Genomic DNA, 25,010 nt, shown 5'->3' with positions numbered 1-25,010 from the left:
GGGTCGCTCACTCGGACGCGAAGATGGTCTTCTTCTGGCGCTCGATGGACGACAGCAGGCTGTCCACGCCCTTGGGGTTCTGGAGGAACTTCTGCAGTCCCGGCTGCATCACCGTGGAGGTGAAGTCGGGCCGGGAGTCGCGGTCCATGAACTGGGTGAGGCTCTTGGCGCTGCCGATCATGTCGAACGCCTTCTTCTGCAGCGCCGAGTACGCGGAGGTGCTGGCCTTGCTGGAGGCGGCGACCACGCTCGAGTCGGTCTTGAGGTACAGCTCCTCGGCCGCCGGAGCGCCCAGGTACTCCAGCAGCTTGAGGACACCGGCGTGGTTCTTCGGGGCCTTGCTGACCATGAAGCCGTCGGTCGGCGCCTCGACCGTGTCCTGGCCGTACGCGGAGTTGATCTCCGGGAAGGGGAAGAAGTCGAGGTCGTCCAGGTCGGCCTTGTTGGTGAACTGCTGGGCCACAAAGGAGCCGAGGAGGTACATGCCGGCCTTCTTCGAAACCAGCGACTGTGCGGCGTCCTCCCAGGTGCGGCCCATGAAGCCGTCCTGGTGGTAGGGGAGCAACTCGGCCCAGTGGTCGAAGACGGCCTTCACCTTGGCGTCGGTCCAGGAGGCCTTGCCGGCCATCAACTGGACGTGGAAGTCGTAGCCGTTGAGCCGGAAGTTGATCTGGTCGAAGGTGCCCATCGCCGGCCAGGCGTCCTTGTCGCCGAAGGCGAGCGGGACCAGGCCGTCCTTCTGCATCTGCTTGCACAGGGCGACGAGTTCGTCCCAGGTGGCCGGAATCTTGTAACCGTGCTGCTGGAAGACGCTCTTGCGGTAGAAGACCGCCCAGGGGTACGTCGTCAGCGGCACGAAATAGTACTTGCCGTCCTCGCCCTTGCTGAGCTTCTTCATCGCGTCGGGGAAATTGTCCCCGATCTTCTGCCACACGTCGTCGATCGGCATGGCCAGCTTCTTCGCCGCGAAGAACTGCATGCGGTAGCCGGCGAACCAGTTGAACACATCGTCCGGAGTGCCCTGCAGATACGAGTTGATCTGTTCCTGGAAGGTGTTGTGGTCCTTGGTGTTCACCCTGACCGTGAGGCCGGACTGCTTCTTGAAGTCCGCGTAGACACTCTCGAACGCCTTCTTCGGCACCGCGTCCGAGGCGTTGGAGCCGAGCGTGACGGTCTTCGGGTCGGAGGAGGAACCGCTGCCTCCGCAGGCGGACAGCAAGGGTATGCCGGCACCGGTGAGCAGGGCGGCACCGCCCGCTCCACGCAGCAGCGAACGACGGCTGGGACCCGGGACGTGAACACCGGAGGGGGAGAGGCGCATGGCGGCTCCTGAGGAATACAGGGCTCGGTCAAGGGGGTGAGTTGATCACCGAAAGGTTGTCGAAACCGCTCAGAAACCAACTCGACCGAACATCGTGGGCGTCATAACACCCCCATGTCCGCTCATGCGTCAATAGGTCGGCTCGCACTGGGGAGTCTCTTGCCCGAAACGTAATCGTCATCGTTACCTGCGGTGTTGGCGCGGTACGGGCAAAACGGCCCGCGCGGCAACCGCGGCCGCGCGGGCTGTGTGAACACGAGTGATTCCGCTTCGGGCCTGACCAGCACCGAGGAGTCTTCAGGACCTGACCAGCAGCTGGAAGTCGAAGGCGTAGCGCGACGCCCGGTAGACATGGCTGCCGTACTCCACCGGCCGGCCCGTGTCGTCGTAGGCGGTGCGCCGCATGGTGAGCAGGGCCGCACCCTCCTTCTCGTCCAGCAGGGCGGCCTCCTCGGCGGTCGCGCTGCGGGCGCCGACGGACTGGCGGGCGCTGTGCAGGGCGATCCCGGCGGACCGCATCATCCGGTACAGGCCCGTCGACTCCAGTCGCTCCGTGGGGAGTTCGAGGAGTGCGGTCGGCAGGTAGTTGCACAGGAACGCCACCGGCTGGCCGTGGGTCGAGCGCAGCCGCTCCAGCACGGTGACCTCGGTGCCCTCCGCGAGACCGAGGGCCGCGGCGACGTCGGCGGTCGCCGGGATCCGTTCGTTGCGCAGCACCCGGGTGGTCGGGCCCTGTCCGGCCGACTCCAGGTCGTCGTAGAGGCTGCTGAGTTCGAGGGGCCGCTTGACCTGGCTGTGGACGACCTGCGTGCCCACCCCGCGGCGGCGCACCAGCAGGCCCTTGTCGACCAGGGACTGGATCGCCTGGCGGACGGTGGGACGGGACAGGCCGAGCCGTACGGACAGGTCCACCTCGTTGCCCAGCAGATTGCCCGGGGCCAGCGCCCCCGTCTCGATGGCGGCCTCCAGCTGCCGGGCGAGCTGGTAGTACAGCGGCACCGGACTCGTGCGGTCCAGCGCGAAGGTGAGCGGGTCGAGCGCGCGATCACCCGGTGCCGTTCGCTGCCGTGTGCGGTGTACTGGGCTCATGCCTGTCAGGTGTAGGCCCGTGGAGGTCCCGATGTCAATGATTTGTACTTACATTCGGACCTGCGTGTGAAATGATGTCTTAACAAAGTATTGACAGCGAGCCTGCCAGAGACTTGGATCGCGTCCCAACGCAACAGCGTGCTTTCCCCCGTCGCACAGTGAGGTGCAGGAAAGATGGACCGCTCTTCCCCCTCCCGCTCCCGCAGACTGGCCCCCGCCGTGGCGCTGGCCGCCGCGGCAGCCCTCACCCTCGCCGGCTGCGCAAGCGCCCACGGCGGCAAGAAGGCCGAGGAGGCCGCACAGAACGCTTCGGTGGGCAAGGCCAACACCCCGCGCATGACCGTCGCACTGGTCACGCACCAGGCGCCCGGCGACACCTTCTGGGACACCGTCCGCAAGGGTGCCGAGGCCGCCGCGGCCAAGGACAACGTCAAGCTGATCTACTCCGCCGACCCCAACGCCGGCAACCAGGCGAACCTGGTGCAGAACGCGATCGACCAGAAGGTGGACGGCATCGCCGTCACCCTGGCCAAGCCGGACGCGATGAAGAACGTCATCGGCAAGGCACAGCAGGCGGGCATCCCGGTCGTGGGCCTGAACTCGGGACTCAGCGACTGGAAGAAGCTCGGTCTGCTGGAGTTCTTCGGGCAGGACGAGAGCGTGGCGGGCGAGGCGCTCGGCAACAAGCTGAACACGACCGGCGCCAAGAAGATCGTGTGCGTGATCCAGGAGCAGGGCAACGTGGGGCTGACCCAGCGCTGCGACGGTGTGCAGAAGACGTTCAAGGGCAGCACTGAGACCCTGTATGTGAACGGCACCGACATGCCGTCCGTCCGGTCGACGATCACGGCGAAGCTGAAGCAGGACAGCTCCGTCGACACCGTCGTCACCCTCGGCGCACCCTTCGCCCTCACCGCCGTGCAGTCGGTGGGCGACGCAGGCAGCAAGGCCAAGGTGGCCACCTTCGACCTGAACAGGGACCTGGTCAAGGGGGTGCAGAACGGCAGCATCGAGTTCGCCGTCGACCAGCAGCCCTACCTCCAGGGCTATCTGGCGGTCGACGGACTGTGGCTCTACAAGAACAACGGCAACTACAGCGGCGGCGGGGTGGAGCCGGTGCTCACCGGCCCGGCCTTCGTCGACAAGTCCAACGTCGACAAGGTCGCCGAATACGCCGCGAAGGGGACCCGGTGATGAGCATGGCCCAGCACGCCGAGCCGGCCGTGGGGACGACACCGCCGGCATCCGGTCCCGGGCACAAGCAGACCGACGGCCGCACCGCCCGGCGCCCCCTGGCGCTGCGGCTGCTGGCCCGGCCCGAGGTCGGCGTCTTCCTCGGCGCCGCCGCCGTACTGGTCTTCTTCCTGATCGCCGCGCCCGCGGTCCGCCAGGGCAGCTCGATGGCCACGATCCTCTACCAGTCCTCGACCATCGGCATCATGGCCCTCCCGGTGGCCCTGCTGATGATCGGCGGCGAGTTCGACCTGTCCTCCGGCGTCGCGGTCATCTCCTCGGCGCTCACCGCGAGCATGCTCAGCTACCAGCTGACCCTCAACGTGTGGACCGGCGTGATCGTCGGGCTCGCCGTCTCCCTCGGGATCGGCGCCTTCAACGGCTGGATGGTGGTCAAGACGGGACTGCCCAGCTTCCTGGTCACCCTCGGCACCTTCCTGATCCTGCAAGGCGTGAACCTCGCCGTGACCAAGCTGGTCACCGGAAACGTCGCCACCGACGACATCAGCGACATGGACGGCTTCAGCCAGGCGAAGAAGATCTTCGCCTCGTCCTTCGACGTCGGCGGGGTGCAGGTGAAGATCACCGTGGTCTGGTGGCTGGTCTTCGCGGCCCTGGCCACCTGGGTGCTGCTGCGCACCAAGTACGGCAACTGGATCTTCGCCGTCGGCGGCAACAAGGAGTCCGCGCGCGCCGTCGGTGTCCCCGTGAAGTTCACCAAGATCACGCTGTTCATGCTGGTCGGCTTCGGCGCCTGGTTCATCGGCATGCACCAGCTGTTCTCCTTCAACACCGTCCAGTCCGGCGAGGGCGTCGGCCAGGAGCTGATCTACATCGCCGCGGCCGTCATCGGCGGCTGCCTGCTCACCGGCGGCTACGGCTCCGCGATCGGCCCGGTCTTCGGCGCGTTCATGTTCGGCATGGTGCAGCAGGGCATCGTCTACGCCGGCTGGAACCCCGACTGGTTCAAGGCCTTCCTCGGCGTGATGCTCCTCGGCGCCGTCCTGATCAATCTGTGGGTCCAGCGCACGGCGACCCGGAGGTAACCGATGACTGACAACGGAACCGGAACGCACGGCGCCGTCCTCCAGGACACCCCGCCCGCATCGGACGGCCCGCTGGTCGAACTGCGCGGCGCCGGCAAGTCCTACGGCAACATCCGCGCGCTGCACGGCGTCGACCTGAAGGTGCACGCCGGACAGGTGACCTGCGTGCTCGGCGACAACGGCGCCGGCAAGTCCACCCTCATCAAGATCATCTCGGGGCTGCACCAGCACACCGAGGGCGAGTTCCTCGTCGACGGGCGGCCGGTGCGCTTCTCCACGCCCCGCGAGGCCCTCGACAAGGGGATCGCCACCGTCTACCAGGACCTGGCCACCGTCCCCCTGATGCCCGTGTGGCGCAACTTCTTCCTCGGCTCCGAGATGACCAAGGGCCCCTGGCCGGTCCGCCGGCTGGACATCGCCCGGATGAAGGAGACCGCCGACGAGGAACTGCGCAACATGGGCATCGTCCTGGACGACCTGGAGCAGCCCATCGGCACCCTCTCCGGCGGCCAGCGCCAGTGCGTGGCCATCGCCCGCGCCGTCTACTTCGGCGCCCGCGTCCTCATCCTGGACGAGCCCACCGCCGCCCTCGGCGTCAAGCAGTCCGGCGTGGTGCTGAAGTACATCGCCGCCGCCCGCGACCGCGGCCTCGGCGTCATCTTCATCACCCACAACCCCCACCACGCCTACATGGTCGGCGACCACTTCAGCGTCCTGCGCCTCGGCACCCTCGAACTGTCCGCCGAGCGCGCGCAGATCACGCTGGAGGAGCTGACCAACCACATGGCCGGCGGCGCCGAACTCGCCGCGCTCAAGCACGAACTGGCCCAGGTGCGAGGCGTCGACACCGAGGAACTCCCCGAGGAGAGCGACCTGTCCGCACCCGTGGCGACCACTCCGGAAGGAACCCCCTGACCATGGCGCACCCCACCCCGCTGGACCGCATCCGGGTCGGCTCGGCCCCCGACTCCTGGGGTGTCTGGTTCCCCGACGACCCCCGGCAGGTCCCCTGGGACCGCTTCCTGGACGAGGTCGCCGAGGCCGGCTACGAGTGGATCGAACTGGGCCCCTACGGCTACCTCCCCACCGATCCGGCACGGCTGAAGGACGAGGTCGCCCGGAGGAACCTCAAGGTCTCGGCGGGCACGGTCTTCACCGGCATGCACCGGGGCCCCGCCGTCTGGTCGCAGACCTGGGCGCACGTCAGCCAGGTCGCCGCGCTCACCCAGGCCATGGGCGCCCGGCATCTGGTGGTCATCCCCTCCTTCTGGCGGGACGACAAGACCGCCGAGATCCTGGAGCCGCCGGAGCTGACCGCCGAGCAGTGGGCGCATCTCACCAAGGGCATGGAGCGGCTCGGCCACGAGGTCAAGGAGACGTACGGCCTGGACATCGTGGTCCACCCGCACGCCGACACCCACATCGACACCGAGGACCACGTCGAACGCTTCCTGGACTCGACCGACACCGAGCTGGTCAACCTCTGCCTGGACACCGGGCACTACGCGTACTGCGGCGGGGACAGTGTCAAGCTGATCGAGACCTACGGTGAACGCATCGGCTATCTGCACCTCAAGCAGGTGGACCCGGAGGTCCTCGCCTCCGTGCGGGCCGGGGGAACCCCGTTCGGGCCCGCCGTGGCACAGGGGGTGATGTGCGAACCCCCTTCCGGAGTACCGGAGTTGGAGCCCGTCCTGCAGGCGGCCCAGCGGCTGGGCGTGGACCTGTTCGCGATCGTCGAGCAGGACATGTACCCCTGCGAGCCGGACCGGCCGCTGCCGATCGCGGTGCGCACCCGCGGGTTCCTGCGCTCCTGCGGAGCCTGAGGGGACCGTGGGCGTTCCTACGTCACCCCATGGGATTCGGCCGGCGGGTGGCCGGGAACCAACGGGGGGCACGCGGGCGTTGAGAAGGTGACGGGGGACGCCCGCGCAGACGGGAGGACACGATGACACACCGTACGGAAGCACGGCAGACGCCCCGGGACACGGCCGACGCGGCGGCCGCACGCCGCGACCGGTTCGGCACACTGCCCGAGCGGATACGCCCGCAGGACATGGTGGAGACCGAACCGGCGACCCTGCCGGACCCGGCGCGCGACCGGTACAGCGCGGACGAGTGGCTGGTGCGTTACTGCCTCTGAGCCGCACGCACAGGGACGGCGCCGTGGGCCAGCAGGCCCTCGGCGCAGTCCAGCGCGGTCTGCCCGGCGGGTCGGGGGCGCCTGTCGAGCAGCCGCTCGGCCTTCCCGGTGCCGTGCCGGTCGCGACGGCCGAGGACGGGGACGATCCCGTGCGGAGCCGGGTCGCCGAACCGGGCCCACGAGCCGGACGAGCGCGTCGGGTGGGCGGCGCGTGGGCACCCGCCGTACCCGGCCCGCCCGGTCCGTCCCGCACCGCCTGGGGCATGTCCGCCCTCCACGGGAACTCCCCGGTGGCGAGGAAGCGTTCACAGCCGGCGGCCGGTGCGGGCAACGAACGCCCCGCGTCGCCCCGGCGTGCATGCCGGAGCCGTCCGCCGACGGGCTGCGCGCCCGGCCCGCGTGACGGCGTGCGGCGGGTTACGACGGATGGCCGCCGTACCCCCGGGGAGGTCAGGCCTCGCGGACCTCCGCGATCGTCACCGGGCGGTGCTCGCGCAGGGACAGGGTGCAGGCCTCGGCGATCCAGCCCGCCTCCAGGGCGTCCTCGATGGTGCACGGGGACGGACGGGTGCCGGACACGACCTCGGTGAACGCGCTGAGTTCGGCGCGGTAGGCGTCGGTGAAGCGGTCCATGAAGAAGTCGTGCGGGGTGCCGGCCGGGAAGGTCACGCCGGGTTCGACCGAGCGCAGCGGGAGCTTGTCCTCCAGGCCCACGGCGATGGAGTCGGCGAAGCCGTGCAGCTCCATGCGGACGTCGTGACCCCGGGCGTTGTGACGGGAGTTGGAGACCACCGCGATCGTGCCGTCGTCCAGGGTGAGGATCGCTCCGGTGGTGTCGGCGTCGCCCGCCGCCGCGATGTAGTCGGCGCCCCGGTTGCCGCCGACCGCGTACACCTCGGTGACCTCACGGCCCGTCACCCAGCGGATGATGTCGAAGTCGTGCACGGAGCAGTCGCGGAAGATGCCGCCCGACGCGGCGATGTAGGCGGCCGGCGGCGGCGCCGGGTCCAGGGTCGTGGAGCGCACCGTGTGCAACTTGCCCAGCTCACCGGCGCGCACCGCGGCTCGGGCGGCGGCGAAGCCCGCGTCGAAGCGCCGGTTGTAGCCGATCTGGATCGGCACGCCGCTGTCCTGGACGGCCTTGAGCACCTCGACGCCCTCGCTCATCGTCCTGGCGACGGGCTTCTCGCAGAAGACCGGGATGCCGGCCTCGACGCCGGCCAGGATCAGGGCGGGGTGGGCGTCGGTGGCGGCTGCCACCACGATGCCGTCCACGCCGGCGGCCAGCAGTGCCTGAGGCGAGTCCACGACCTCGGCGCCGAACCGCTCGGCGGCGGCCTTGGCCGCCTCCGCGAACGGGTCGGTGACGACGAGCGACTCGACGGCGTCGAGGCCGGAGAGGGTCTCGGCGTGGAACGCGCCGATGCGGCCGAGGCCGAGGATTCCGATACGCATGAGGGGTGCTGCTCCTAGGGGTGTCGGTGCGAAGGGTTCTAGTCGAGGCCGCCGAGCACGTTCTGGTCCCAGTCGATCACCGAGCCCGTGACCACGCCCGAACGATCGGACAGCAGGAAGACCACGAAGTCCGCGATTTCGTCCGGCCGGCCGAGCCTGCCCATCGGCAGCCGCGCCGCGGCCTGCTCCCGCCAGTCGTCGCCGGCGCCGTGGAAGGCGCGCTGGGTGGCGTCCTCGCCCTCCGTCGCCGTCCAGCCGATGTTCAGGCCGTTGATCCGGATCCGGTCCCAGCGGTGGGCGTGCGCCGCGTTCCGGGTCAGGCCCACCAGGCCCGCCTTCGCGGCGACGTACGGCGCCAGGAACGGCTGCCCGCCGTGGGCCGACGAGGTGATGATGTTGACGATCGTGCCGGGCGCCTCGCGGGCCACCATGTCGGCGACCGCCGCCTGCATCGCGAAGAAGGGACCCTTGAGATTGATCGCGATGTGCTGGTCGAACAGCTCGGGCGTGGTGTCCAGGAGCGTGCCCCGGGACGTGAGGCCCGCCGAGTTCACCAGGCAGTCGATCCGGCCGTGGGCGGCCACCACCTCGGCGACCGCGGCCCTAGCCTGCTCGGCGTCCGAGAGGTCGGCGCGCACGAACATCGCCTTGCCCCCGGCCGCCGCCAGCCCGGCCACCAGCGCCTCACCCGGTTCGCTGCGCCGGCCCGTGACCGTCACGACGGCGCCCTCGCGGACGGCGGCCCGCGCGATCGCGGCCCCCACGCCCTGGCTGCCGCCGTTGACGAGCAGCACCTTGCCGTCGAGAAGTCCCATGAGTGTCCGTCCTCTCAGCTCTCGCGCCGCTCGGCGCCCGCCCGCAGCCGCGTCCGCAGCAGTCCCGGATCCCATCCCTCGCGCACCGCCCGGCGCACCAGGTCCGCCTGCGCCGGCGGGGCCAGACCGTCCACCGGCGGGTCGCTGTCGAGGTTGGTCGGGAAGGGGTAGCCCTCGGCGCTCGCCGCGATCACGTTCTCCAGCCATGCCGCGTCGGCACCGGCGGCCGCGCGCCGCAGCAGCACCGGGAACACCGCGTTCGCCACCGCCTCCCGGTCCACCGTCTCCATCGCGCGCCCGAACGCCGACGAGACCTGGAGCAGATTGGCGGTGCGCCGCACGCCGGCGGTCCTGTTGCCGCCGGCGGCGTGGAAGAGCGCGGGGTTGAAGAAGACGGCATCGCCCTTGACGAGCGGGAGTTGGACGTGGCGTGCCTCGAAGTACGCCTGGAACCGCGGAAGTCGCCAGGCCAGATAGCCGGGCTCGTACAGCTGCGAGTACGGCAGATACAGCGTCGGACCCGACTCCACCGGCATGTCGCAGTGGGCGACCGCGCCCTGGAGCGTGAGCACGGGGGAGAGCCGGTGCACCTGCGCCGGATAGGCGGCCGCCACCGCGTTGCGCAGGAAGCCAAGGTGGTAGTCCCGGTGCACCCTCTGGCCGGCGCCGCCCGGGTTGACCACGTTGACCTGCGAGGTCACCTGGTAGCCCGGGCCCAGCCAGGCCGCGCAGACCAGCGCCAGGACCTCGTTCGCGTAGTAGTCGGCGAACGCCTCCGGGTCGTACAGGGCCGCCTTCTCCAGCGCGTTCCACACCCGGTCGTTGGCGCCCGGCTCCGCGAAGTGGTCGCCCGCTGTGGCCCCGGCGGCGCGCTGCTCGGCGATGAGCGCCTCGAACACCGCGGTGAGCCGGTCGACGACCGCCGGATCCGGGAAGGCGCCCTGTACGACGAAGATCCCCGGGCCGTCGGCGAGCGCCCGCACCAGCTCGGCCCGCAGCGCGTCGCGGTCACCTGCCGTGCGCAGCCGCTCGCCGTCGTACAGCGGGACGTTGTCGCGTACGGACACGGCGTGCGGGTGGTCGGCGAGGCGGGTCGTCCGGTCGATGAGGGCGCGGAAGGCGTCGAGGTCGCAGTCCTGCTCGGACAACCAGGTGCGGCCTGGCGCGGAGGCGACGGACATCGGTGTCCTCTTTTCGGGAGGTGAGGGCGTTCGGCCACGCGGGCGGCCGGGCCCTGTCATTCTTGTCAGTACAAACCCCTCGAACAACCAGCAGCCAGCCATCAAAAACCCCTCAAGGAGCCGGGCCGTGGGCCATCCGTTCCCGATCCGGGAAATCGCACGTCAGGCAGGTCTCAGCGAGGCCACCGTGGACCGCGTGCTGAACGGCAGGGGAGGGGTGCGGGAGAGCACCGCACGGGAGGTGCACCGGGCCATCGCCGACCTCGACCGGCAGCGCACCCAGGTCCGGCTGGTCGGCCGCACCTTCATGGTCGACATCGTGGTGCAGGCGCCCGAGCGGTTCAGCAGCGCCGTCCGCGCCGCTCTGGAGGCCGAACTGCCTTCCCTGCACCCGGCGGTGGTCCGCTCCCGCTTCCACTTCCGCGAGACCGGCCCGGCCGCCGAGCAGGTCGCGACACTGGACCGGATCGCCCGGCGCGGCTCCCAGGGCGTGATCCTCAAGGCACCGGACGTCCCCGAGGTCACCGCCGCCGTGGGCCGGCTCACCGCGGCCGGCATCCCGGTCGTCACCCTGGTGACCGACCTGCCCGCCAGCGGCCGGCTCGGCTGCGTCGGCAGCGACAACCGGGCCGCCGGCGCCACCGCCGCCTATCTGATGGGCCAGTGGCTCGGCGACCGGCCCGGCAACGTCCTCACCAGCCTCAGCAGCGGCTTCTTCCGCAACGAGGAGGAGCGCGAGATGGGGTTCCGCAGCGTGATGCGGGCCCGGCATCCCGAGCGGACCCTGGTGGAGATCGCCGAGGGACAGGGCCTGGACGCCACCCAGTACGACCTCGTCCGCGCCGCCCTGGAACGGGACCCGGAGATCCGCGCCGTGTACTCCATCGGCGGCGGCAACGACGCCACCCTGCGCGCCTTCGCCGACCTCGGCCGCGCCTGCGCGGTGTTCATCGCCCACGACCTCGACCGCGACAACACCCGCCTGCTGCGCGCCCACCGGCTCTCCGCCGTGCTCCACCACGATCTGCGCCAGGACATGCGCGAGGCCTGCCATCTGGTCATGCGGGCGCACGGCGCGCTGCCCCCGGCCGGACCGGTGCTGCCCTCCGCGATCCAGGTCGTGACGCCGTACAACATGCCCGCGCAGCCGGCCGAGTGAGGGGGACTTGGTGAACCGTACCGAACGCCTGGAGATCGAGGGCGTACCCCTGCTCGCGACCCTGGAACCGGGCCGTGGCGGCATCGGGCTGCTCGCGCTGCACGGCAGCAACGAGGGCGGCACCTCGCAACTCGCCGGTCTCGTGGCACGCCGCTGCGGCGCCAGCAGCCTGGTCTTCACCCAGCCGGGGGTGCGGCGGCCGGTGCACATCCCGTCCCCGCGCATGGCCGTGGAGCACTGCGCCCTCCTGCGCGCGTTCCTCGACCGGGTCCGGCTGACCGTCTCCCTCCACGGCCATCTGCGGGCCGAGGCACCGGACGCCATCTTCCTGGGCGGCGGCAACCGCGAGGCGGCCCGCGTCCTGGCCCGGGAACTGGGTGCCCTCGCCCCCCGCTTCCGGCCGGTGACGGACCTCGACGCGATCCCGGTCGCCCTGCGCGGCCTGCATCCGAGGAACCCGGTCAACCTGGCCCGGCTCGGCGGCGTCCAGGTCGAACTGCCGCTCCTGGCCCGCACCAGTGGCGGAGCGGACGTCCCTCCGGGGCCGGTGGTCGAGGCACTCGTCGCGGGGGTGACGGGGCTGGGGCCGGCGGCCCCGAACGGGCGCGGGGAACCCCACGAGCTGCCCTGACCGAACGGGCTCACCGCGCTCAGCCGGCCCCGACCTCCACCCAGCTCCCGCGCTCGGCGGACCGCGTCATCGCACCGAGCACCGCCGCGCTGTGCACGGCGTCGGCGAGCGTCGCCCCGTACGGTGTCCCCTCGGCGATGGAGCGTACGAACCGGTACGCCTCGATCACCTTCAGGTCGTCGTAGCCCATCGCGTTGGCCGCGCCCGGCTGGAACGCGGCGAACTCGCCCGCGCCCGGGCCGACGTACACCGTGCTCACCGGCTGGTCCTGGTACGTGGTACCCCGGCTGAGGGCCAGCTCGTTCATCCGCCGGAAGTCCCAGAAGACCGCGCCCTTGGTGCCGTGCACCTCGAAGCCGTAGTTGTTCTGCTCGCCGACCGAGACCCGGCACGCCTCCAGGACCCCGCGTGCGCCGGAGGCGAAGCGCAGCAGACAGCTGACGTAGTCCTCGTTCTCCACCGGGCCCGGCTCGCCCCCCGAGGCGAGCGCGTGGCCCGCGGTGGCGCCGGCCGGGCGGGCGCGCTCCGGGACGAAGACCGCGGTGTCGGCGGTCAGCGAGGCGATGTCGCCGAGCAGGAAACGGGCCAGGTCGGCGCCGTGCGAGGCCAGGTCGCCGAGCACCCCGCTGCCGCCGCGCGCCCGCTCGTACCGCCAGGTCAGGGCGCCGTCCGGATGGGCGGCGTAGTCGCTGAACAGACGGATGCGGACGTGTGTCACGGTGCCGATCTCACCGGCGGCGATCAGGTCGCGGGCGGCCTCGACGGCGGGCGCGTTGCGGTAGTTGAAGCCGACCGTGCCCTGCACTCCGGCCTTGGCGACCGCGTCGGCGACCGCGCGGGCGTCCTCGGCGCTCAGCCCCACCGGCTTCTCGATCCAGATGTGCTTGCCGGCCTCGGCCATCGCCACGCCGATCTCGCGGTGCAGGAAGTTGGGGGCGGTGATGCTGACGGCCCGCACCCGCGGATCGGCGGCCACCTCCCGCCAGTCGCGCGTCGCGGAGGCGAACCCGAACCGCTCGGCGGCCTCCTCGGCCCGCCCCGGCACCTCCTCGGCGACGGTCACCAGCCGGGGCCGCAGCGGCAGCCGCGGATAGTGGTGCGGCAGCCGGGCGTACGCCTGGGTGTGCACCCGGCCCATCCAGCCGAATCCGACGACGGCGACACCCAGCGCATCCACCATGACAGCCCCTCCTGGGCATGTTGGACCGGTCCATCCTCTGTCCAGGCCACCTTTGTTCGGACATAGGCCGGTGTCAACCCTCTGACGGGGAAGGGAGTCGCCGAGTCGCCCCTTTGACAGAGTGGTACACCGCATGGAACGGTCCATGTCATGAGACCGCCGACCATCCGAGACGTGGCCGAACGGGCCGGAGTGTCCAAATCGCTGGTCTCCCTGGTGCTGCGCGGCTCGGGCCCGGTCGGTCCCGAGAAGCGGGAGGCCGTGCTGCGGGCCGTGCGCGAGCTGGGCTACCGGCCCAACGCGGCCGCGCGCAGCCTGAGCGAACAGCGCACCCGGACCGTCGGCGTCCTCCTCGACGACCTGCGCAACCCCTGGTTCGTCGACCTCCTGGACGGCCTGAACTCCCCGCTCCACACGGCCGGTCTGCACATGCTGCTCGCCGACGCCCGGCTGAACCGGCGCATCGGCCACGACCTCGCCGAACCCTTCGTGGACCTGGGCGTGGACGGCCTGGTGCTGGTCGGCACGGTCCCGGACCCCGGCGAACTCGGGGCGCTCGCCCGGCGGATGCCGGTCGTGGTGGCGGGCGCCCGGGAGCCGCTGCTGCCCGGCGTGGACGTCGTCGCCGGGGACGACGAGCGCGGGGCCCGGCTCGCCACGGAGCACCTGCTCGGCCTCGGTCACCGCCGGATCGCCCACCTCGCGGGCCACGGCGCGGTGGGCGCGCTGCGCCGGCGCGGCTTCGAGGAGGCGATGCGGGCGCACGGCGCCGAGCCGCTGACCGAACCGGGCGACCTCACCGAGGAGGGCGGCTACCGGGGCACCGTACGGCTGCTCAGCCGCCCCGACCGGCCCACGGCGATCTTCGCCGTCAACGACATGGCCTCGGTCGGCGCCCTCTCCGCCGCCGGGGAACTGGGGCTCAGGGTCCCGCACGACCTCTCGGTCGTCGGCTACGACAACACCAGCATCTCCCGGCTGCGGCACCTGTGGCTGACCACCGTCGACACCGCCCCGCACGAGATCGGCCGGCGCGCCGCCCGCTGTCTGCTCGACCGGTTCGAGCGACCCGGGGCAGAGGGCCGCCTCCGGCTGGCCGCACCGGCGCTGGAGATCCGCGGGACGACGGGGCCGCCGCCCGGTCTCACCGGTCTCACAGATTGATCGCGTACGCCTTGCGCAGCGTCTCGTGCACCGTCCACGTCGTACGGTCGCCCGCGCGCAGCACCGCCATGTCGCCCGGCCCCACCGTCAGCACCGGCCCGCCCTCGACCTCGATCGTCGCCGACCCGCTGATCACCACGAACAGCTCGTCCGCCTCGGTGTCCGTCACCACGCCCGGGGTGATCTGCCAGATGCCCCGGAGCTGGCGGCCGTCCTCGGACTCCCAGACCACCTTCCCGGTCACCTCGGGGTTCCCGGAGACGATCTGCTCCGGTTCGAGGGGCTCGGGTTCGAGGTCGGCGTCGGGGATGTGGAGCGTGAAGCTGTGTGTCATGGGGCGACCCTAGCCAGCGCGCCGGGCGGGCCGGGGCCGACAGTGTGTGGGGCATCGGGGCCGGTCGCGGGACACTTCGTCGGGGTGTGCCCGCTGGCGGTGGGGGCGGGCCCGGGGGACCGTGGGGAGCATGGCTGACTCCACGGTGGCCACCGCCGGGCCGGGCGAGCCGTGCCGGTCGCACGACACCCGCGAGGCCGTCCTCTTCGGCGGGGTCTACGGCGCAGTCCTCGCCAGCTCGATGGTCGCCGCGCTCACCCAGTACGGCCGCACGACCGCGGCGGGCCGCCGCTACGACGCCGTCTGGCTGCTGGTGACCGCGTGCGCCTCCGCGCTCGCCCACGGCTACGCCCACTACATCGCCGAGCGTGCCCCGCACCGCCGCTGGGACGTCCTGCGCGCCCTGCGCGACGAGTGGACGCTGGTCGCGGCCGTGCTGCCCACGGTCTTCGTGCTGGCGGGCGCGGGCTGGGGCTGGTGGCCCCCGAACGGCGTCGAGTACTGGGCCTTCGGCCTCAACATCGTCATCCTCTTCGCCCTCGGTCTGGTCACCGCCCGCTGGTCGTCCCGCAACTGGCCGGTCGCGGTGCTCATGGGGCTGGGGGACGCGCTGCTCGGGGTGATCGTGGTGGTGGCGAACGCACTGATCAAGTAGGGCGTGGGCGGGTCAGCGGCCGGTGCGTACGCCGTCGAGCGCGATCGCCAGGACCCGGTCGCGCTGGGCGTCGTCGTCGAACGCGGTGGCCGTGATCCCGGCGACCAGCCGCAGCAGATCGCCGAAGTCCATGTCCGCCCGGGCCGCCCCGGCCTGCTGGGCGCGCTCCAGCAGCGGGCCGCCGGCGGCGTACATCGACTCGCGGCAGGACTGGAAGATCTCCGACTCGTCGTTGAGCGCCTCGCGTACCGCGCGCTTGGTGACCATGTACCCGGCGAACCGGTCCAGCCAGGCCGTCAGCGCCTGCCACGGCTCCCGGTCGGCGACCTCCACGGCCGCCGTGCACAGGGCGTTGACCTCGTCCGCGTAGACGCTCTCGAACAGATCGCGGCGGGTGGGGAAGTTCCGGTACAGCGTGCCGATGCCGACGCCCGCGCGGCGCGCGATGTCCTCCAGCGAGGCGTCCGAGCCGTGCTCGGCGAACGCCTCACGGGCGGCGGTGAGCAGGGCGTCGTAGTTGCGGGCGGCGTCCTTGCGGTGCGGTCGGCGGGCCGCCACGATCTCGCCGACGGGGAACGACGTGGCCGTCACTGCTGCCTCCCGGAGGACTCGGTGAATCGGAGGATCACCTCCGCATCTTGAACCGGAGGTACCCCTCCGCTACAGTGGAGGGGTACCTCCACTTTACCAGCGCACCATTCTCTGGATTTCGGAGAGGCTCCTTCATGCCCCGCAAGTCCACCCGCCTCACCTTCGCGGTCCTCGCGACCGGTGCGGGCGTGTTCTCCATGCTCCAGTCGCTGATCGCGCCGGCCCTGCCGACCGTCCAGCACGCCCTGCACACCTCCCAGTCGACCGCGACCTGGGTGATGACGGCGTACCTGCTGTCCGCCTCGGTCTTCACCCCGATCCTCGGCCGGGTCGGCGACCTCGTGGGCAAGAAGCGCACGCTCGTCGCCGTCCTGCTGACCGTCCTCGCGGGCTGCCTCGTCGCCGCGCTCGCGCCGGACATCGGCGTCCTCATCGTCGCCCGGGTCGTCCAGGGCGTCGGCGGCGCCCTCTTCCCCCTGTCCTTCGGCATCATCCGGGACGAGTTCGCCCCGGCCGAGGTCGGCGCGGCCATCAGCAACCTCTCCGCGGTGATCGCCGCCGGTGGCGGGGTCGGCATGGTGGCCGCCGGGCCGATCGTCTCCGCGCTCGACTACCGCTGGCTCTTCTGGATCCCGGTGGCGATCGTCGCGGCCACGGTCCTGATCGCCGTGGCCTACGTCCCCGAGTCGGCCGAGCGGGCCCGGGGGAGGGTGAGCTGGCTCGGCGCCGCCCTGCTCTCCGCCTGGCTGGTTGCCCTGCTGCTGCCGCTGAGCCAGGCCGGGCAGTGGGGCTGGGGCTCGCCGAAGGTGCTCGGCCTGTTCGCCGCCGCCGTGGTGCTGTTCGCCGTGTGGCTGACCGCCGAGGCCCGCTCCCGCAGCCCGCTCATCGACCTGCGTGTGATGCGGCTGCCGGCGGTGTGGACGACCAACGCCGCCGCCCTGCTCTTCGGCGCGGGCATGTACGCGATCTGGTCCTTCCTGCCCGGCTTCGTCCAGACGCCGTCCGCGGCCGGCTACGGCTTCGGCGCGAGCGTCACCGCCGCCGGCCTCCTCATGCTGCCGATGCTGCTGGCGATGTTCGTCTCGGGCGTCCTCTCGGGCCGTCTGGAGCCCCGGGTCGGCGCCAAGGCGCTGCTCACCACGGGTGCCGCGCTCGGTGCGCTGGCCTGCGGTTTCCTCACGCTCTGGCATGACGAGCAGTGGCAGATAGCCGTGGTCGCCGGGCTGTTCGGCCTGGGCATCGGACTCGCCTTCGCCTCCATGGCCAACCTGATCGTCGGCAGCGTCCCGCCCGAGCAGACCGGCGCCGCCACCGGTATGAACGCCAACATCCGCACCATCGGCGGCTCCATCGGCGCCGCGCTCACCAGCGTCCTGGTGACCGGCCGCCTCCAGCCCTCCGGACTGCCCTACGCCTCCGGCTACACCCACGGCTGGGCCCTGCTCGCCCTCCTCTGCCTGGCCGCGGCCGGCGCCGCCCTCCTGGTCCCGGCCCGCCGCCCCGGTCCTGCGACGACCCCCGCCGCGACGGGGGTGACACGGGCACCGGCACAGGTGCGGTAGGGTTGACCTGCGTGATCACGCGGGGGACACCCCCGGGTGGGACCGCAACGGGACGTGGCGCAGCTTGGTAGCGCACTTGACTGGGGGTCAAGGGGTCGCAGGTTCAAATCCTGTCGTCCCGACGTTGCGAGAACGCGAGAAAGGCGCCGTACCGGAATCGACCGGTACGGCGCCTTCCTTCTGCCCTCGATCCGGCTCACGCCGGGTCGGTCGCCGCCGCGTCGCGTTGGCGGCGGGCCGCCATCACCGCGTAGACGAGGACTCCCGCGAACAGGAACAGCACGCCCTGGTACACCGCGGCGTAACCGGCGCCGGCCATCAGCCAGAGGGAGAAGGCGGCCGCCACCGCGGTGATCACCCCGTCCCGGATCAGCCGGGCGCGGTTCACCGACTCGCCCCTGCCGGAGACGAGGTGGAAGAGCTGCGCGGCCGTGGCCAGCAGATACGGCACCGTCGCGGTGAACGTGGTGACGAGCACCAGGACCTCGAAGACCTTCCCCGAACCCGACAGGTAGTTGTAGGCGGTGAGCAGGGAGGCGAGGACGACCGTGACGGCGACGCCGAAGGTCGGCACGCCCCGGCGGCGCCGTGCGAAGGCGGCCGGGAACAGGCCGTCCTTGGCCGCGGCGTACGGGGTCTGGGCGCTCAGCAGGGTCCAGCCGTTGAGGCAGCCGGTCATCGACACCACCGCCGCCACCGCCACGGCCGAACCGCCCCAGCCGCCGCCGAACATCGCGTTCACGGCGTCCGAGAACGGCGCGGTGGAGTGCACCAGACGCTCGTGCGGGACCGTGCCGAAGACCGACAGGGTGCCCAGCAGGTACACCAGCGCGGCGCCCGTCGTGCCGATGACGGTGGCCCGGCCCACGTTGCGGCGGGCGTTCTTGACCTCGCCCGCGCTGACGGCGGCGGACTCCACCCCGAGGTAGGAGAACAGCAGCAGGGCGGCGGAGGCGGACACCGCGCCGACCGCGCCGTGACCGCTCGAGTTGAACGGTCCCATCCGCGCCGGGTCGAAGAAGAACAGCCCGCCGACCGCGACGAGCAGCAGCGGCACGAACTTCAGCACGGTGGACACGAGTTGTACGGCGCCCACGTAGCGGGTGCCGGCGAAGTTGGCCACGGCGGGCAGCCACAGCAGGGTCAGGGCGGCCAGGCACGCGGACCAGTGGTGGCCGCCCACGGGCATCAGCACGTCGAGGTAGCCGACGGCGGCGACGGCGAGCGCGGCGTTCGACACCCAGCCGGTGATCCAGTACGACCAGGCGGACAGGAAACCGGCGAAGTCACCGAAGGCCTCGCGGGCGTAGACGTACGGCCCGCCGGTGCGCGGATCGCGTGCGGCGAGCCGGCCGAAGACCAGGGCCAGGGCGATCGCGGCGACGGTCAGCACGGCGAACGCGACCAGGCTGACCGTGCCGAAGGGGGCGATGGAGGCGGGGAGCATGAAGATGCCACCGCCGATGATGTTGCCCATGACCAGCGCGGTGGCGACCGGTAGACCGAAGCTCCGGGCATGCTTGCTGGTACTGGACGAGTCCGCGACGGGTGGGGCGTCGTGCGGGACCTCGACGGGGACCACGCGGGTCTCCGAGGGGGCCGGAGCCGGCTGTGGCGCGGTTCCGGTGCTGTGCATGGGTGGTCTGCCTCTCATCGAACAGCTGTCCCGGGATCGCCGGTACGGGAGTATGGTCCGGGAACCTCCCGCCCGCCACAAAATTGCCGGTTCTTGTGTCGTCCCACCGGGGCGTACGTGTAAAAAGTGCGCCGGAACAGCATCTGTGCCGTGAAATGTCCTGCGGTCTAGGCGGGATCCCCGCCCGCCGCCCACAGGCCGCGGACATGACCCAGATGCCGGGTCATGATCTCGCGCACGGCCTGTTCGTTGCGCTCCAGCAGGGCGTCGAGGAGTTCGAGGTGCTCCTCGGCGGAGGCGAGCAGGCGGCCCGCCTGCACCAGTGCCGTCAGGCCGTAGAGGCGGGAGCGGCCGCGCAGGTCGGCGATCACCTCGACCAGGTGGGCGTTGCCGGCCAGGGCCAGCAGGCCGAGGTGGAAACGGGTGTCGGCCTCGACATAGGCGATCAGGTCGCCCGCCACCGCCGCGGTGACGATCTCCCGGGCCGCCGGGCGCAGCGCCTCCAGCGAGACGCGGTCGCCCGTGCGGGCCAGTCCGGCCACGGTGGGGATCTCGATGAGCGCACGGATGTGCGTGTACTCGTCCAGCTGCTGGTCGGAGACGGCGGTGACCCGGAAGCCCTTGTTCGGCACGGTGTCGACCAGGCCCTCCTTGGCCAGGTCCAGCATCGCCTCCCGCACCGGCGTCGCCGAGACACCGAAGCGGGCGGCGAGCGACGGCGCGGAGTAGACCTCGCCCGGCCGCAGCTCACCCGCGATCAGCGCGGCGCGCAGCGCGTCGGCGACCCGCTCGCGGTAGCTGCTGCGCCGGCCGCCGAGCCGGGGCAGTGCCGGAAGGTTCGCATCCGGACTGTTCTGTGCCTGTGCCATGTCACGCATCACCGACGCGAGTCTAGAGGACGAAGCCCTCGGGGAAGGGGTCGGTGGGGTCCAGGAGGTACTGGGCCGTACCCGTGATCCAGGCGCGGCCGGTGAAACTGGGCAGGACGGCCGGGACTTCGGCGACCTCCGTCTCGCCGAGCAGCCGTCCGGTGAACCGGGTGCCGATGAACGACTCGTTCACGAACTCGGTGTGCAAGGGCAGTTCACCACGGGCGTGCAGTTGTGCCATGCGCGCACTCGTGCCCGTACCGCACGGGGAGCGGTCGAACCAGCCCGGGTGGATGACCATCGCGTGCCGCGAGTGCCGTGCGGTGGCCCCCGGCGCGTAGAGGTGTACGTGGTGGCAGCCGCGGATGGACGGGTCCGCCGGATGCACCGGTTCCGCCCCGGAGTTGATCACCTCCATCAGTGACAGGCCCGCCGCGAGGATGTCGTCCTTGCGGGCGCGGTCGAAGGGCAGCCCGAAGGCGTCGAGCGGCAGGATCGCGTAGAAGTTGCCGCCGTAGGCGAGGTCGTAGGTGACGGTACGGCCGTCGGGGAGGGTGGCCCTGCGGTCCAGGGCGACGACGAACGAGGGCACGTTCCTCAGGGTCACGTGCCGTGCGGCGCCGTTCTCCACCGCCACCTCGGCCACCACCGGTCCCGCCGGGGTGTCCAGCCGGATGGTGGTCACCGGCTCCACGACGTCCACCATGCCGGTCTCGACCAGTACGGTGGCCACCCCGATGGTGCCGTGCCCGCACATCGGCAGATAGCCGGAGACCTCGATGTAGATCACCCCCCAGTCGCAGTCGGGGCGGCTCGGCGGCTGGAGGATCGCGCCGCTCATCGAGGAGTGCCCGCGCGGCTCGTTCATCAGCAACCGCTTGACGGCGTCGCGGTGTTCACGGAAGTACAGCCGCCGCTCGTTCATCGTCGCACCCGGTACGGTGCCGATCCCGCCGGTGATCACGCGGGTCGGCATGCCCTCGGTGTGCGAGTCGACGGCGTGCAGGACGAGCTTGCTGCGCATGCTTCTCGGCCTCCTTTCCGGGCGTCTCAGGCCAGTCCCGCGGCGACTGCCTTCTCCGTGGCCGCCCGGACCGCCGCGTCCTGCTCGGGCGTCAGCGCCGTGCGCGGCGGGCGCACCGGGCCGCCGTAGCGGCCGACGACGTCCATGGACCGTTTGATGGCCTGTACGAACTCCGTCCGCGAGTCCCAGCGCAGCAGCGGGTGCAGTTGCCGGTACAAGGGGAGCGCGGTGGTGAGGTCGCCGGCCACCGCGGCACGGTACAGCTCCGCCGAGGCGCGCGGGAGCGCGTTGGGGTAGCCTGCCACCCAGCCCTTGGCGCCCGCCACGGCCAGCTCCAGCAGTACGTCGTCGGCACCGGCCAACAGGTCCAGTTCCGGGGCGAGTTCGGCGATGCGATAGGCGCGGCGGACGTCGCCGGAGAACTCCTTCACGCCGTGGATGTGGCCCTCGCCGTGCAGCCGGGCGAGGAGTTCGGGCACCAGGTCGACCTTGGTGTCGACCGGGTTGTTGTACGCCACCACCGGCAGACCCGACCGGGCGACCTCCGCGTAGTGGGCGAGGACGGAACGCTCGTCGGCGCGGTAGGCGTTGGGCGGCAGCAGCATCACCGACGCGCAGCCGGCCTCGCCCGCCTGCTCGGCCCAGCGGCGGGCCTCGGCACAGCCGTACGCGGCGACGCCCGGCATCACCCGCTCCCCGCCGACCGCCGCCACGGCCGTCTCCACCACCCGGGCGCGCTCCTCGGGGGTGAGCACCTGGTACTCGCCGAGCGAGCCGTTCGGTACGACGCCGTCACAGCCGCTCGCGACCAGCCAGGCGCAGTGCTCGGCGTAGCGGTCGTAGTCGGGGGAGAGGTCGTCGCGCAGGGGGAGCGCGGTGGCGACGAGGACGCCGCGCCAGGGGCGGTTCTCCGGGTGGGTCATGAGTCGGTCCCCGATTCCATAGGGTGTGACATGTCACTGTCTGGTTCACGGTGTGGGTCGTCCGGCAGGCTCGCCAGCACGCCGAGCGGCACCGGGCGCGCGAAGGGCCGGCGTTCCGCGGTGAGGGGGCATCCGGTCAGGCCGGCCACCGCGGGCGCGCACATCCGGCCCTGGCACCAGCCCATACCGGCCCGGGTGAGCAGTTTCGCGGTGCGCAGGTCCCCGGCACCGAGCGCGCGGACGGCCGTACGGACCTCGCCGGCGGTGACCTCCTCGCACCGGCACACCACCGTGGCGTCCGGGATCCGGTCCGCCCAGCCCGCGGGCGGTGTGTACACCGTGTCGAGCGCCGCGAAGAACGCCCGCAGCCGGATCCGGGCCCGGGCGGCGCCGGCCAGGGCGCGCGGGTCGGGAGCGGTGCCGTGCAGGCGGGCGGCGGCCGAGCGGCCGGCGATATGCCCCTCGGCGAGCGCGAGTGCCGCGCCGCCGATACCGGTGCTCTCTCCGGCGGCCCACACCCCGGGCACATCGGTGCGCTGTTCGTCGTCGACCCGTACGGCCGTGCCCTCCGTCCCGGACAGCGTGCAGCCGAGAGTCTCGGCGAGGTCGGTGTGCGCCACCATGCCGTGTCCGACGGCGAGGGCGTCGCAGGGGATGCGGCGCGTCCTGCCGGGCAGGATCCGGCCGGTCCGGTCCAGCGCGGCCACGGTGACCGCCGTCAGCCGGTCGGTGCCGTGCGCCTCCACCACGGTGTGCCGGGCCAGCGTGCGCACCCGGTGCCGCAGCAACTGACCCGCGTACCAGGCGCCTTCGGCGAGTTTGCCCGGCTGCGCGGCGAGGTCCGGCGCTCGGCGCAGCAGGGCCGCGGGGGCGGCGGACTCGACCAGTGCGGCCACCTCGGCCCCCGCTGCGGCGAGCCCGGTGGCCACCGGCAGCAGCAGCGGGCCGGTGCCCGCGACCACGACCGTCCGGCCCGGCAGCACCAGGCCGCCCTTGAGCATGGCCTGCGCGCCGCCCGCCGTGACGACACCGGGCAGCGTCCAGCCCGGGAAGGGCAGCACGCGTTCGTAGCCGCCGGTGGCGAGCAGCACGGCGTCGGCGCGGACGGTGACCCCCTCCTCCTGGGCGGGGCCGAGCAGGGCGTGCAGGGCGAAGGAACCCGACTCTATTTGTACGCACCAGATGTGATGGTCCGGCATATGAGTGATCCGGCCTGCCGTGATGTGCCGGGCGAGGGCGTCCGACAGGCGCCGCCAGGTGCGCCACTGGTGGTGCAGGGCCTGCGGGCGACGGGCGTTCAGGGCCGGGGCGGGCTGTCGGTAGAACTGGCCGCCCGCCTGGCCCGCCGCGTCGACCAGCGTGACGCGCACGCCCCGGGCGGCAGCCGCCAGCGCCCCGGCCAGGCCCGCCGGGCCCGCCCCGACGACGGCGAGATGCGCTCGCTCAGTCATCGTCGCGTCCCGTCCCCTCCTGGGTGCGGATCACATCGCCCGGGTGTACCGGGACCACACAAGCCCGTTGGTTCGGGCGGCTGTTGACGGTCACCAGACAGTCGAAGCACACCCCGATCCCGCAGAACACCCCACGGGGCCGCCCCGCGCCGCGCGTGCTGCGCCAGGCCGTCACGCCCGCCGCCCACAGCGCGGCCGCGACCGTCTGCCCGGGCAGCGCCTCCACCGGCCGCTCGTCCAGGGTGACCGTGAATGCTTCGCCCGGCCGGGCCCGCGCCAACTCCAGTGGATTCACCGTGTGTTGCCTCCGTCCGTGTCGAACCGGTCCGGCCGGAACGGGGTGAGATCCAGCTCCGGTGCCTTGCCGGTGAGCGTCTGGGCGATCAACTGTCCGGTACCGGTGGCGAGTCCGATGCCGGCCCCCTCGTGACCGCAGGCGTGGAACATCCCGGGTACCCGGGGGTCGGGCCCGATCGCCGGGAGGTGGTCGGGCAGATACGGCCGGAAGCCCGCGTACGTCCGCAGGGCGCGGACCCGCTCCAGGAAGGGGAACAGGCCGATCGCCCCGGCCGCGAGCGCCCGTACCGCCGCCAGGGACAGCGAGCGGTCGAAACCGACCCGCTCCCGGCTCGCGCCGATCAGCACCGGCCCGGCGGCCGTGCCCTCCACGACCGGCGAGGTGCGCAAGGCGGCCGAGTCGCTCGCGACGTCGGCCACGTAGTCCGCCGCGTACACCTTGTGCCGGACCATGCGCGGCAGCGGCTCGGTGACCAGGACGAAGCCGCGTCGGGGGAGCACCGGCAGCCGGACGTCCGCGAGTGCCGCGAGGTCGCCGCCCCAGGTACCGGCCGCGTTCACCACCGCCGGTGCGTACAGGTCGCCCCGGTCGGTGCGGACACCGGCCACCGTGCCGTCCGCCGCGCGCCGGATCCCGGTCACCGTCCAGCCCGTGTGCAGCCGGGCCCCGGAGGCGCGGAGCAGGTGGGCGGCGGCCAGGGCGGGCATGACCTGGGCGTCCTGCGGATAGTGCATCCCGCCCGCCAGGCCGGGGGCCAAGTGGGGCTCCAGGCCGGGGAGTCCGGTGGCGCTCACCGGCTCGGCGGTGACGCCGGCGGCGCGTTGCCCGGCCGCGAAGGCCGACAGCGAGGCCAGGGCGTCGGGCGTGGCGGCGACCACCAGGCCGCCCTTGGGTTCGTACTCGATCGCCGTGCCCAGCTCGTCCGCCAGTCGCTCCCACAACCGGGCGGACAGCAGGGCGAGTTCGAGTTCCGGGCCCGGTTCCTTGTCGGAGACCAGCAGGTTGCCCTCGCCCGCTCCGGTGGTGCCGCCGGCCACCGGCCCCCGGTCCACCACCCGCACGTCGAGGCCGGCCCGTGCGGCGTACAGCGCACAGGCCGCACCCGCCATACCGGCTCCGACGACCACGACATCGCAGGTCAGTCGCTTCGCCACGGCAGTACTATGTCACATGGTGCACTGTCTGAGGAGACCTCGGACACATCCGGTCGCCCTTCGCCCCCCGACGGCCCCTCACCCGCCCGGAGTCCC

General features: G+C 72.0%; 26 protein-coding genes and 1 tRNA gene. 11 read left to right on the top strand and 16 right to left on the bottom strand.

Annotated features, from left to right (window positions below; genetic code table 11):
- Positions 1-7 precede the first annotated feature (7 nt).
- Positions 8-1,321, bottom strand: coding sequence for an ABC transporter substrate-binding protein (locus tag ADK64_RS25675; protein ID WP_053662367.1), 1,314 nt, complete (start codon positions 1,319-1,321; stop codon positions 8-10).
- Between the two features lie 297 nt (positions 1,322-1,618).
- Entirely contained in the window at positions 1,619-2,410 is a 792-nt protein-coding gene (locus tag ADK64_RS25670; protein WP_053662365.1) for a GntR family transcriptional regulator, read from the bottom strand.
- 174 nt (positions 2,411-2,584) lie between these two features.
- Between ADK64_RS25670 and ADK64_RS25665 the strand changes: the two genes are divergently transcribed.
- The 5 genes from ADK64_RS25665 (at position 2,585) to ADK64_RS25645 (ending at position 6,832) form a co-directional block, all read left to right on the top strand.
- The gene (locus ADK64_RS25665; RefSeq protein WP_053662363.1) at positions 2,585-3,604 is read left to right on the top strand and encodes a sugar ABC transporter substrate-binding protein; all 1,020 of its coding nucleotides are present in this window, start codon (positions 2,585-2,587) and stop codon (positions 3,602-3,604) included.
- On the top strand, positions 3,604-4,689 hold the full coding sequence (locus tag ADK64_RS25660) for an ABC transporter permease (protein WP_053662361.1): 1,086 nt from the start codon (positions 3,604-3,606) through the stop codon (positions 4,687-4,689). Before ADK64_RS25665 ends, ADK64_RS25660 begins: the two co-directional genes overlap by 1 nt.
- A 3-nt stretch (positions 4,690-4,692) precedes the next feature.
- Positions 4,693-5,604 (top strand): ATP-binding cassette domain-containing protein, encoded by a 912-nt coding sequence (locus ADK64_RS25655; protein ID WP_053662359.1) that lies wholly within the window; start codon positions 4,693-4,695, stop codon positions 5,602-5,604.
- A 2-nt stretch (positions 5,605-5,606) separates the two neighbouring features.
- A complete protein-coding gene (locus ADK64_RS25650; RefSeq protein ID WP_053662357.1) occupies positions 5,607-6,515 on the top strand; it encodes a sugar phosphate isomerase/epimerase family protein in 909 nt (302 codons plus the stop codon).
- Between the two features lie 122 nt (positions 6,516-6,637).
- Positions 6,638-6,832, top strand: a complete 195-nt coding sequence (locus tag ADK64_RS25645; protein ID WP_053662355.1) for a hypothetical protein — start codon at positions 6,638-6,640, stop codon at positions 6,830-6,832.
- On the opposite strand, the gene ADK64_RS25640 is transcribed toward ADK64_RS25645, so the two are convergent.
- The 4 genes from ADK64_RS25640 to ADK64_RS25625 form a co-directional block, all read right to left on the bottom strand.
- Positions 6,820-7,110 carry a hypothetical protein gene (locus ADK64_RS25640; protein ID WP_053662354.1) on the bottom strand — a complete coding sequence of 97 codons (291 nt, stop codon included), beginning with the start codon at positions 7,108-7,110 and terminating at the stop codon, positions 6,820-6,822. The genes ADK64_RS25645 and ADK64_RS25640 overlap by 13 nt on opposite strands.
- A 172-nt stretch (positions 7,111-7,282) precedes the next feature.
- Positions 7,283-8,287, bottom strand: coding sequence for a Gfo/Idh/MocA family oxidoreductase (locus tag ADK64_RS25635; protein WP_053662352.1), 1,005 nt, complete (start codon positions 8,285-8,287; stop codon positions 7,283-7,285).
- Between the two features lie 38 nt (positions 8,288-8,325).
- A complete protein-coding gene (locus ADK64_RS25630) occupies positions 8,326-9,102 on the bottom strand; it encodes an SDR family oxidoreductase (protein WP_053662350.1) in 777 nt (258 codons plus the stop codon).
- A gap of 14 nt (positions 9,103-9,116) precedes the next feature.
- Entirely contained in the window at positions 9,117-10,283 is a 1,167-nt protein-coding gene (locus ADK64_RS25625) for a phytanoyl-CoA dioxygenase family protein (RefSeq protein WP_053662349.1), read from the bottom strand.
- A gap of 127 nt (positions 10,284-10,410) precedes the next feature.
- On the opposite strand from ADK64_RS25625, the gene ADK64_RS25620 reads away from it, so the two are divergent.
- Together ADK64_RS25620 and ADK64_RS25615 are read left to right on the top strand one after the other, a co-directional pair.
- Positions 10,411-11,442 (top strand): LacI family DNA-binding transcriptional regulator, encoded by a 1,032-nt coding sequence (locus ADK64_RS25620; protein WP_053662347.1) that lies wholly within the window; start codon positions 10,411-10,413, stop codon positions 11,440-11,442.
- A gap of 10 nt (positions 11,443-11,452) precedes the next feature.
- A complete protein-coding gene (locus ADK64_RS25615; RefSeq protein ID WP_053662345.1) occupies positions 11,453-12,073 on the top strand; it encodes a poly-gamma-glutamate hydrolase family protein in 621 nt (206 codons plus the stop codon).
- Between the two features lie 19 nt (positions 12,074-12,092).
- Here the strand turns inward: ADK64_RS25615 and ADK64_RS25610 are convergent, their stop codons facing one another.
- Positions 12,093-13,253, bottom strand: a complete 1,161-nt coding sequence (locus ADK64_RS25610; protein WP_053662343.1) for a Gfo/Idh/MocA family protein — start codon at positions 13,251-13,253, stop codon at positions 12,093-12,095.
- A 150-nt stretch (positions 13,254-13,403) separates the two neighbouring features.
- Here ADK64_RS25610 and ADK64_RS25605 point away from each other — a divergent pair, with 150 nt between their 5' ends.
- The gene (locus ADK64_RS25605) at positions 13,404-14,417 is read left to right on the top strand and encodes a LacI family DNA-binding transcriptional regulator (RefSeq protein WP_053662340.1); all 1,014 of its coding nucleotides are present in this window, start codon (positions 13,404-13,406) and stop codon (positions 14,415-14,417) included.
- Here ADK64_RS25605 and ADK64_RS25600 read toward each other — a convergent pair.
- Entirely contained in the window at positions 14,407-14,751 is a 345-nt protein-coding gene (locus ADK64_RS25600; protein WP_053662338.1) for a cupin domain-containing protein, read from the bottom strand. The two genes, ADK64_RS25605 and ADK64_RS25600, sit on opposite strands and share 11 nt — an antisense overlap.
- Positions 14,752-14,881: 130 nt before the next feature.
- Between ADK64_RS25600 and ADK64_RS25595 the strand changes: the two genes are divergently transcribed.
- Positions 14,882-15,406, top strand: coding sequence for a hypothetical protein (locus ADK64_RS25595; RefSeq protein WP_053662337.1), 525 nt, complete (start codon positions 14,882-14,884; stop codon positions 15,404-15,406).
- A 12-nt stretch (positions 15,407-15,418) separates the two neighbouring features.
- Here the strand turns inward: ADK64_RS25595 and ADK64_RS25590 are convergent, their stop codons facing one another.
- Positions 15,419-15,997, bottom strand: coding sequence for a TetR/AcrR family transcriptional regulator (locus tag ADK64_RS25590; protein ID WP_053662335.1), 579 nt, complete (start codon positions 15,995-15,997; stop codon positions 15,419-15,421).
- Positions 15,998-16,131: 134 nt separating this feature from the next.
- Between ADK64_RS25590 and ADK64_RS25585 the strand changes: the two genes are divergently transcribed.
- Together ADK64_RS25585 and ADK64_RS25580 are read left to right on the top strand one after the other, a co-directional pair.
- Positions 16,132-17,559: an MFS transporter gene (locus ADK64_RS25585; RefSeq protein WP_053662333.1), complete on the top strand. Its 1,428-nt coding sequence runs from the start codon at positions 16,132-16,134 to the stop codon at positions 17,557-17,559.
- Positions 17,560-17,607: 48 nt separating this feature from the next.
- Positions 17,608-17,681, top strand: a tRNA-Pro gene (locus ADK64_RS25580).
- Positions 17,682-17,755: 74 nt separating this feature from the next.
- Here the strand turns inward: ADK64_RS25580 and ADK64_RS25575 are convergent.
- From ADK64_RS25575 to ADK64_RS25545, 7 genes are all read right to left on the bottom strand, one after another.
- Positions 17,756-19,195: an amino acid permease gene (locus ADK64_RS25575; RefSeq protein WP_053662331.1), complete on the bottom strand. Its 1,440-nt coding sequence runs from the start codon at positions 19,193-19,195 to the stop codon at positions 17,756-17,758.
- Positions 19,196-19,362: 167 nt separating this feature from the next.
- On the bottom strand, positions 19,363-20,064 hold the full coding sequence (locus tag ADK64_RS25570) for a GntR family transcriptional regulator (RefSeq protein ID WP_053662329.1): 702 nt from the start codon (positions 20,062-20,064) through the stop codon (positions 19,363-19,365).
- A 22-nt stretch (positions 20,065-20,086) separates the two neighbouring features.
- Positions 20,087-21,088 (bottom strand): proline racemase family protein, encoded by a 1,002-nt coding sequence (locus ADK64_RS25565; protein WP_053662326.1) that lies wholly within the window; start codon positions 21,086-21,088, stop codon positions 20,087-20,089.
- 26 nt (positions 21,089-21,114) lie between these two features.
- On the bottom strand, positions 21,115-22,011 hold the full coding sequence (locus ADK64_RS25560) for a dihydrodipicolinate synthase family protein (protein ID WP_053662324.1): 897 nt from the start codon (positions 22,009-22,011) through the stop codon (positions 21,115-21,117).
- Entirely contained in the window at positions 22,008-23,462 is a 1,455-nt protein-coding gene (locus ADK64_RS25555) for an NAD(P)/FAD-dependent oxidoreductase (protein WP_053662322.1), read from the bottom strand. The genes ADK64_RS25560 and ADK64_RS25555 overlap by 4 nt, the downstream gene beginning before the upstream one ends.
- Positions 23,455-23,757 (bottom strand): (2Fe-2S)-binding protein, encoded by a 303-nt coding sequence (locus ADK64_RS25550; RefSeq protein WP_053662321.1) that lies wholly within the window; start codon positions 23,755-23,757, stop codon positions 23,455-23,457. The genes ADK64_RS25555 and ADK64_RS25550 overlap by 8 nt, the downstream gene beginning before the upstream one ends.
- Positions 23,754-24,914 carry an NAD(P)/FAD-dependent oxidoreductase gene (locus ADK64_RS25545; protein ID WP_053662319.1) on the bottom strand — a complete coding sequence of 387 codons (1,161 nt, stop codon included), beginning with the start codon at positions 24,912-24,914 and terminating at the stop codon, positions 23,754-23,756. The genes ADK64_RS25550 and ADK64_RS25545 overlap by 4 nt, the downstream gene beginning before the upstream one ends.
- Between the last annotated feature and the right edge of the window lie 96 nt (positions 24,915-25,010).

The sequence above is a fragment of the Streptomyces sp. MMG1121 genome, assembly GCF_001280015.1.
Classification (GTDB): domain Bacteria; phylum Actinomycetota; class Actinomycetes; order Streptomycetales; family Streptomycetaceae; genus Streptomyces.
Note: the sequence above shows the minus strand (reverse complement) of the source record. Positions and strands in the feature narration are given on the sequence as shown.

Excerpts from the sequence above, each read along its gene's own strand:
- ADK64_RS25555 (WP_053662322.1), bottom strand. The coding sequence starts at position 23,462 with ATGACTGAGCGAGCGCATCTCGCCGTCGTCGGGGCGGGCCCGGCGGGC.
- ADK64_RS25575 (WP_053662331.1), bottom strand. The coding sequence starts at position 19,195 with ATGCACAGCACCGGAACCGCGCCACAGCCGGCTCCGGCCCCCTCGGAG.
- ADK64_RS25565 (WP_053662326.1), bottom strand. The coding sequence starts at position 21,088 with ATGCGCAGCAAGCTCGTCCTGCACGCCGTCGACTCGCACACCGAGGGC.
- ADK64_RS25625 (WP_053662349.1), bottom strand. The coding sequence starts at position 10,283 with ATGTCCGTCGCCTCCGCGCCAGGCCGCACCTGGTTGTCCGAGCAGGAC.
- ADK64_RS25635 (WP_053662352.1), bottom strand. The coding sequence starts at position 8,287 with ATGCGTATCGGAATCCTCGGCCTCGGCCGCATCGGCGCGTTCCACGCC.
- ADK64_RS25610 (WP_053662343.1), bottom strand. The coding sequence starts at position 13,253 with ATGGTGGATGCGCTGGGTGTCGCCGTCGTCGGATTCGGCTGGATGGGC.
- ADK64_RS25560 (WP_053662324.1), bottom strand. The coding sequence starts at position 22,011 with ATGACCCACCCGGAGAACCGCCCCTGGCGCGGCGTCCTCGTCGCCACC.
- ADK64_RS25585 (WP_053662333.1), top strand. The coding sequence starts at position 16,132 with ATGCCCCGCAAGTCCACCCGCCTCACCTTCGCGGTCCTCGCGACCGGT.
- ADK64_RS25675 (WP_053662367.1), bottom strand. The coding sequence starts at position 1,321 with ATGCGCCTCTCCCCCTCCGGTGTTCACGTCCCGGGTCCCAGCCGTCGT.
- ADK64_RS25595 (WP_053662337.1), top strand. The coding sequence starts at position 14,882 with ATGGCTGACTCCACGGTGGCCACCGCCGGGCCGGGCGAGCCGTGCCGG.
- ADK64_RS25645 (WP_053662355.1), top strand. The coding sequence starts at position 6,638 with ATGACACACCGTACGGAAGCACGGCAGACGCCCCGGGACACGGCCGAC.
- ADK64_RS25630 (WP_053662350.1), bottom strand. The coding sequence starts at position 9,102 with ATGGGACTTCTCGACGGCAAGGTGCTGCTCGTCAACGGCGGCAGCCAG.
- ADK64_RS25650 (WP_053662357.1), top strand. The coding sequence starts at position 5,607 with ATGGCGCACCCCACCCCGCTGGACCGCATCCGGGTCGGCTCGGCCCCC.
- ADK64_RS25605 (WP_053662340.1), top strand. The coding sequence starts at position 13,404 with ATGAGACCGCCGACCATCCGAGACGTGGCCGAACGGGCCGGAGTGTCC.
- ADK64_RS25665 (WP_053662363.1), top strand. The coding sequence starts at position 2,585 with ATGGACCGCTCTTCCCCCTCCCGCTCCCGCAGACTGGCCCCCGCCGTG.
- ADK64_RS25660 (WP_053662361.1), top strand. The coding sequence starts at position 3,604 with ATGAGCATGGCCCAGCACGCCGAGCCGGCCGTGGGGACGACACCGCCG.
- ADK64_RS25655 (WP_053662359.1), top strand. The coding sequence starts at position 4,693 with ATGACTGACAACGGAACCGGAACGCACGGCGCCGTCCTCCAGGACACC.
- ADK64_RS25670 (WP_053662365.1), bottom strand. The coding sequence starts at position 2,410 with ATGAGCCCAGTACACCGCACACGGCAGCGAACGGCACCGGGTGATCGC.
- ADK64_RS25600 (WP_053662338.1), bottom strand. The coding sequence starts at position 14,751 with ATGACACACAGCTTCACGCTCCACATCCCCGACGCCGACCTCGAACCC.
- ADK64_RS25570 (WP_053662329.1), bottom strand. The coding sequence starts at position 20,064 with ATGGCACAGGCACAGAACAGTCCGGATGCGAACCTTCCGGCACTGCCC.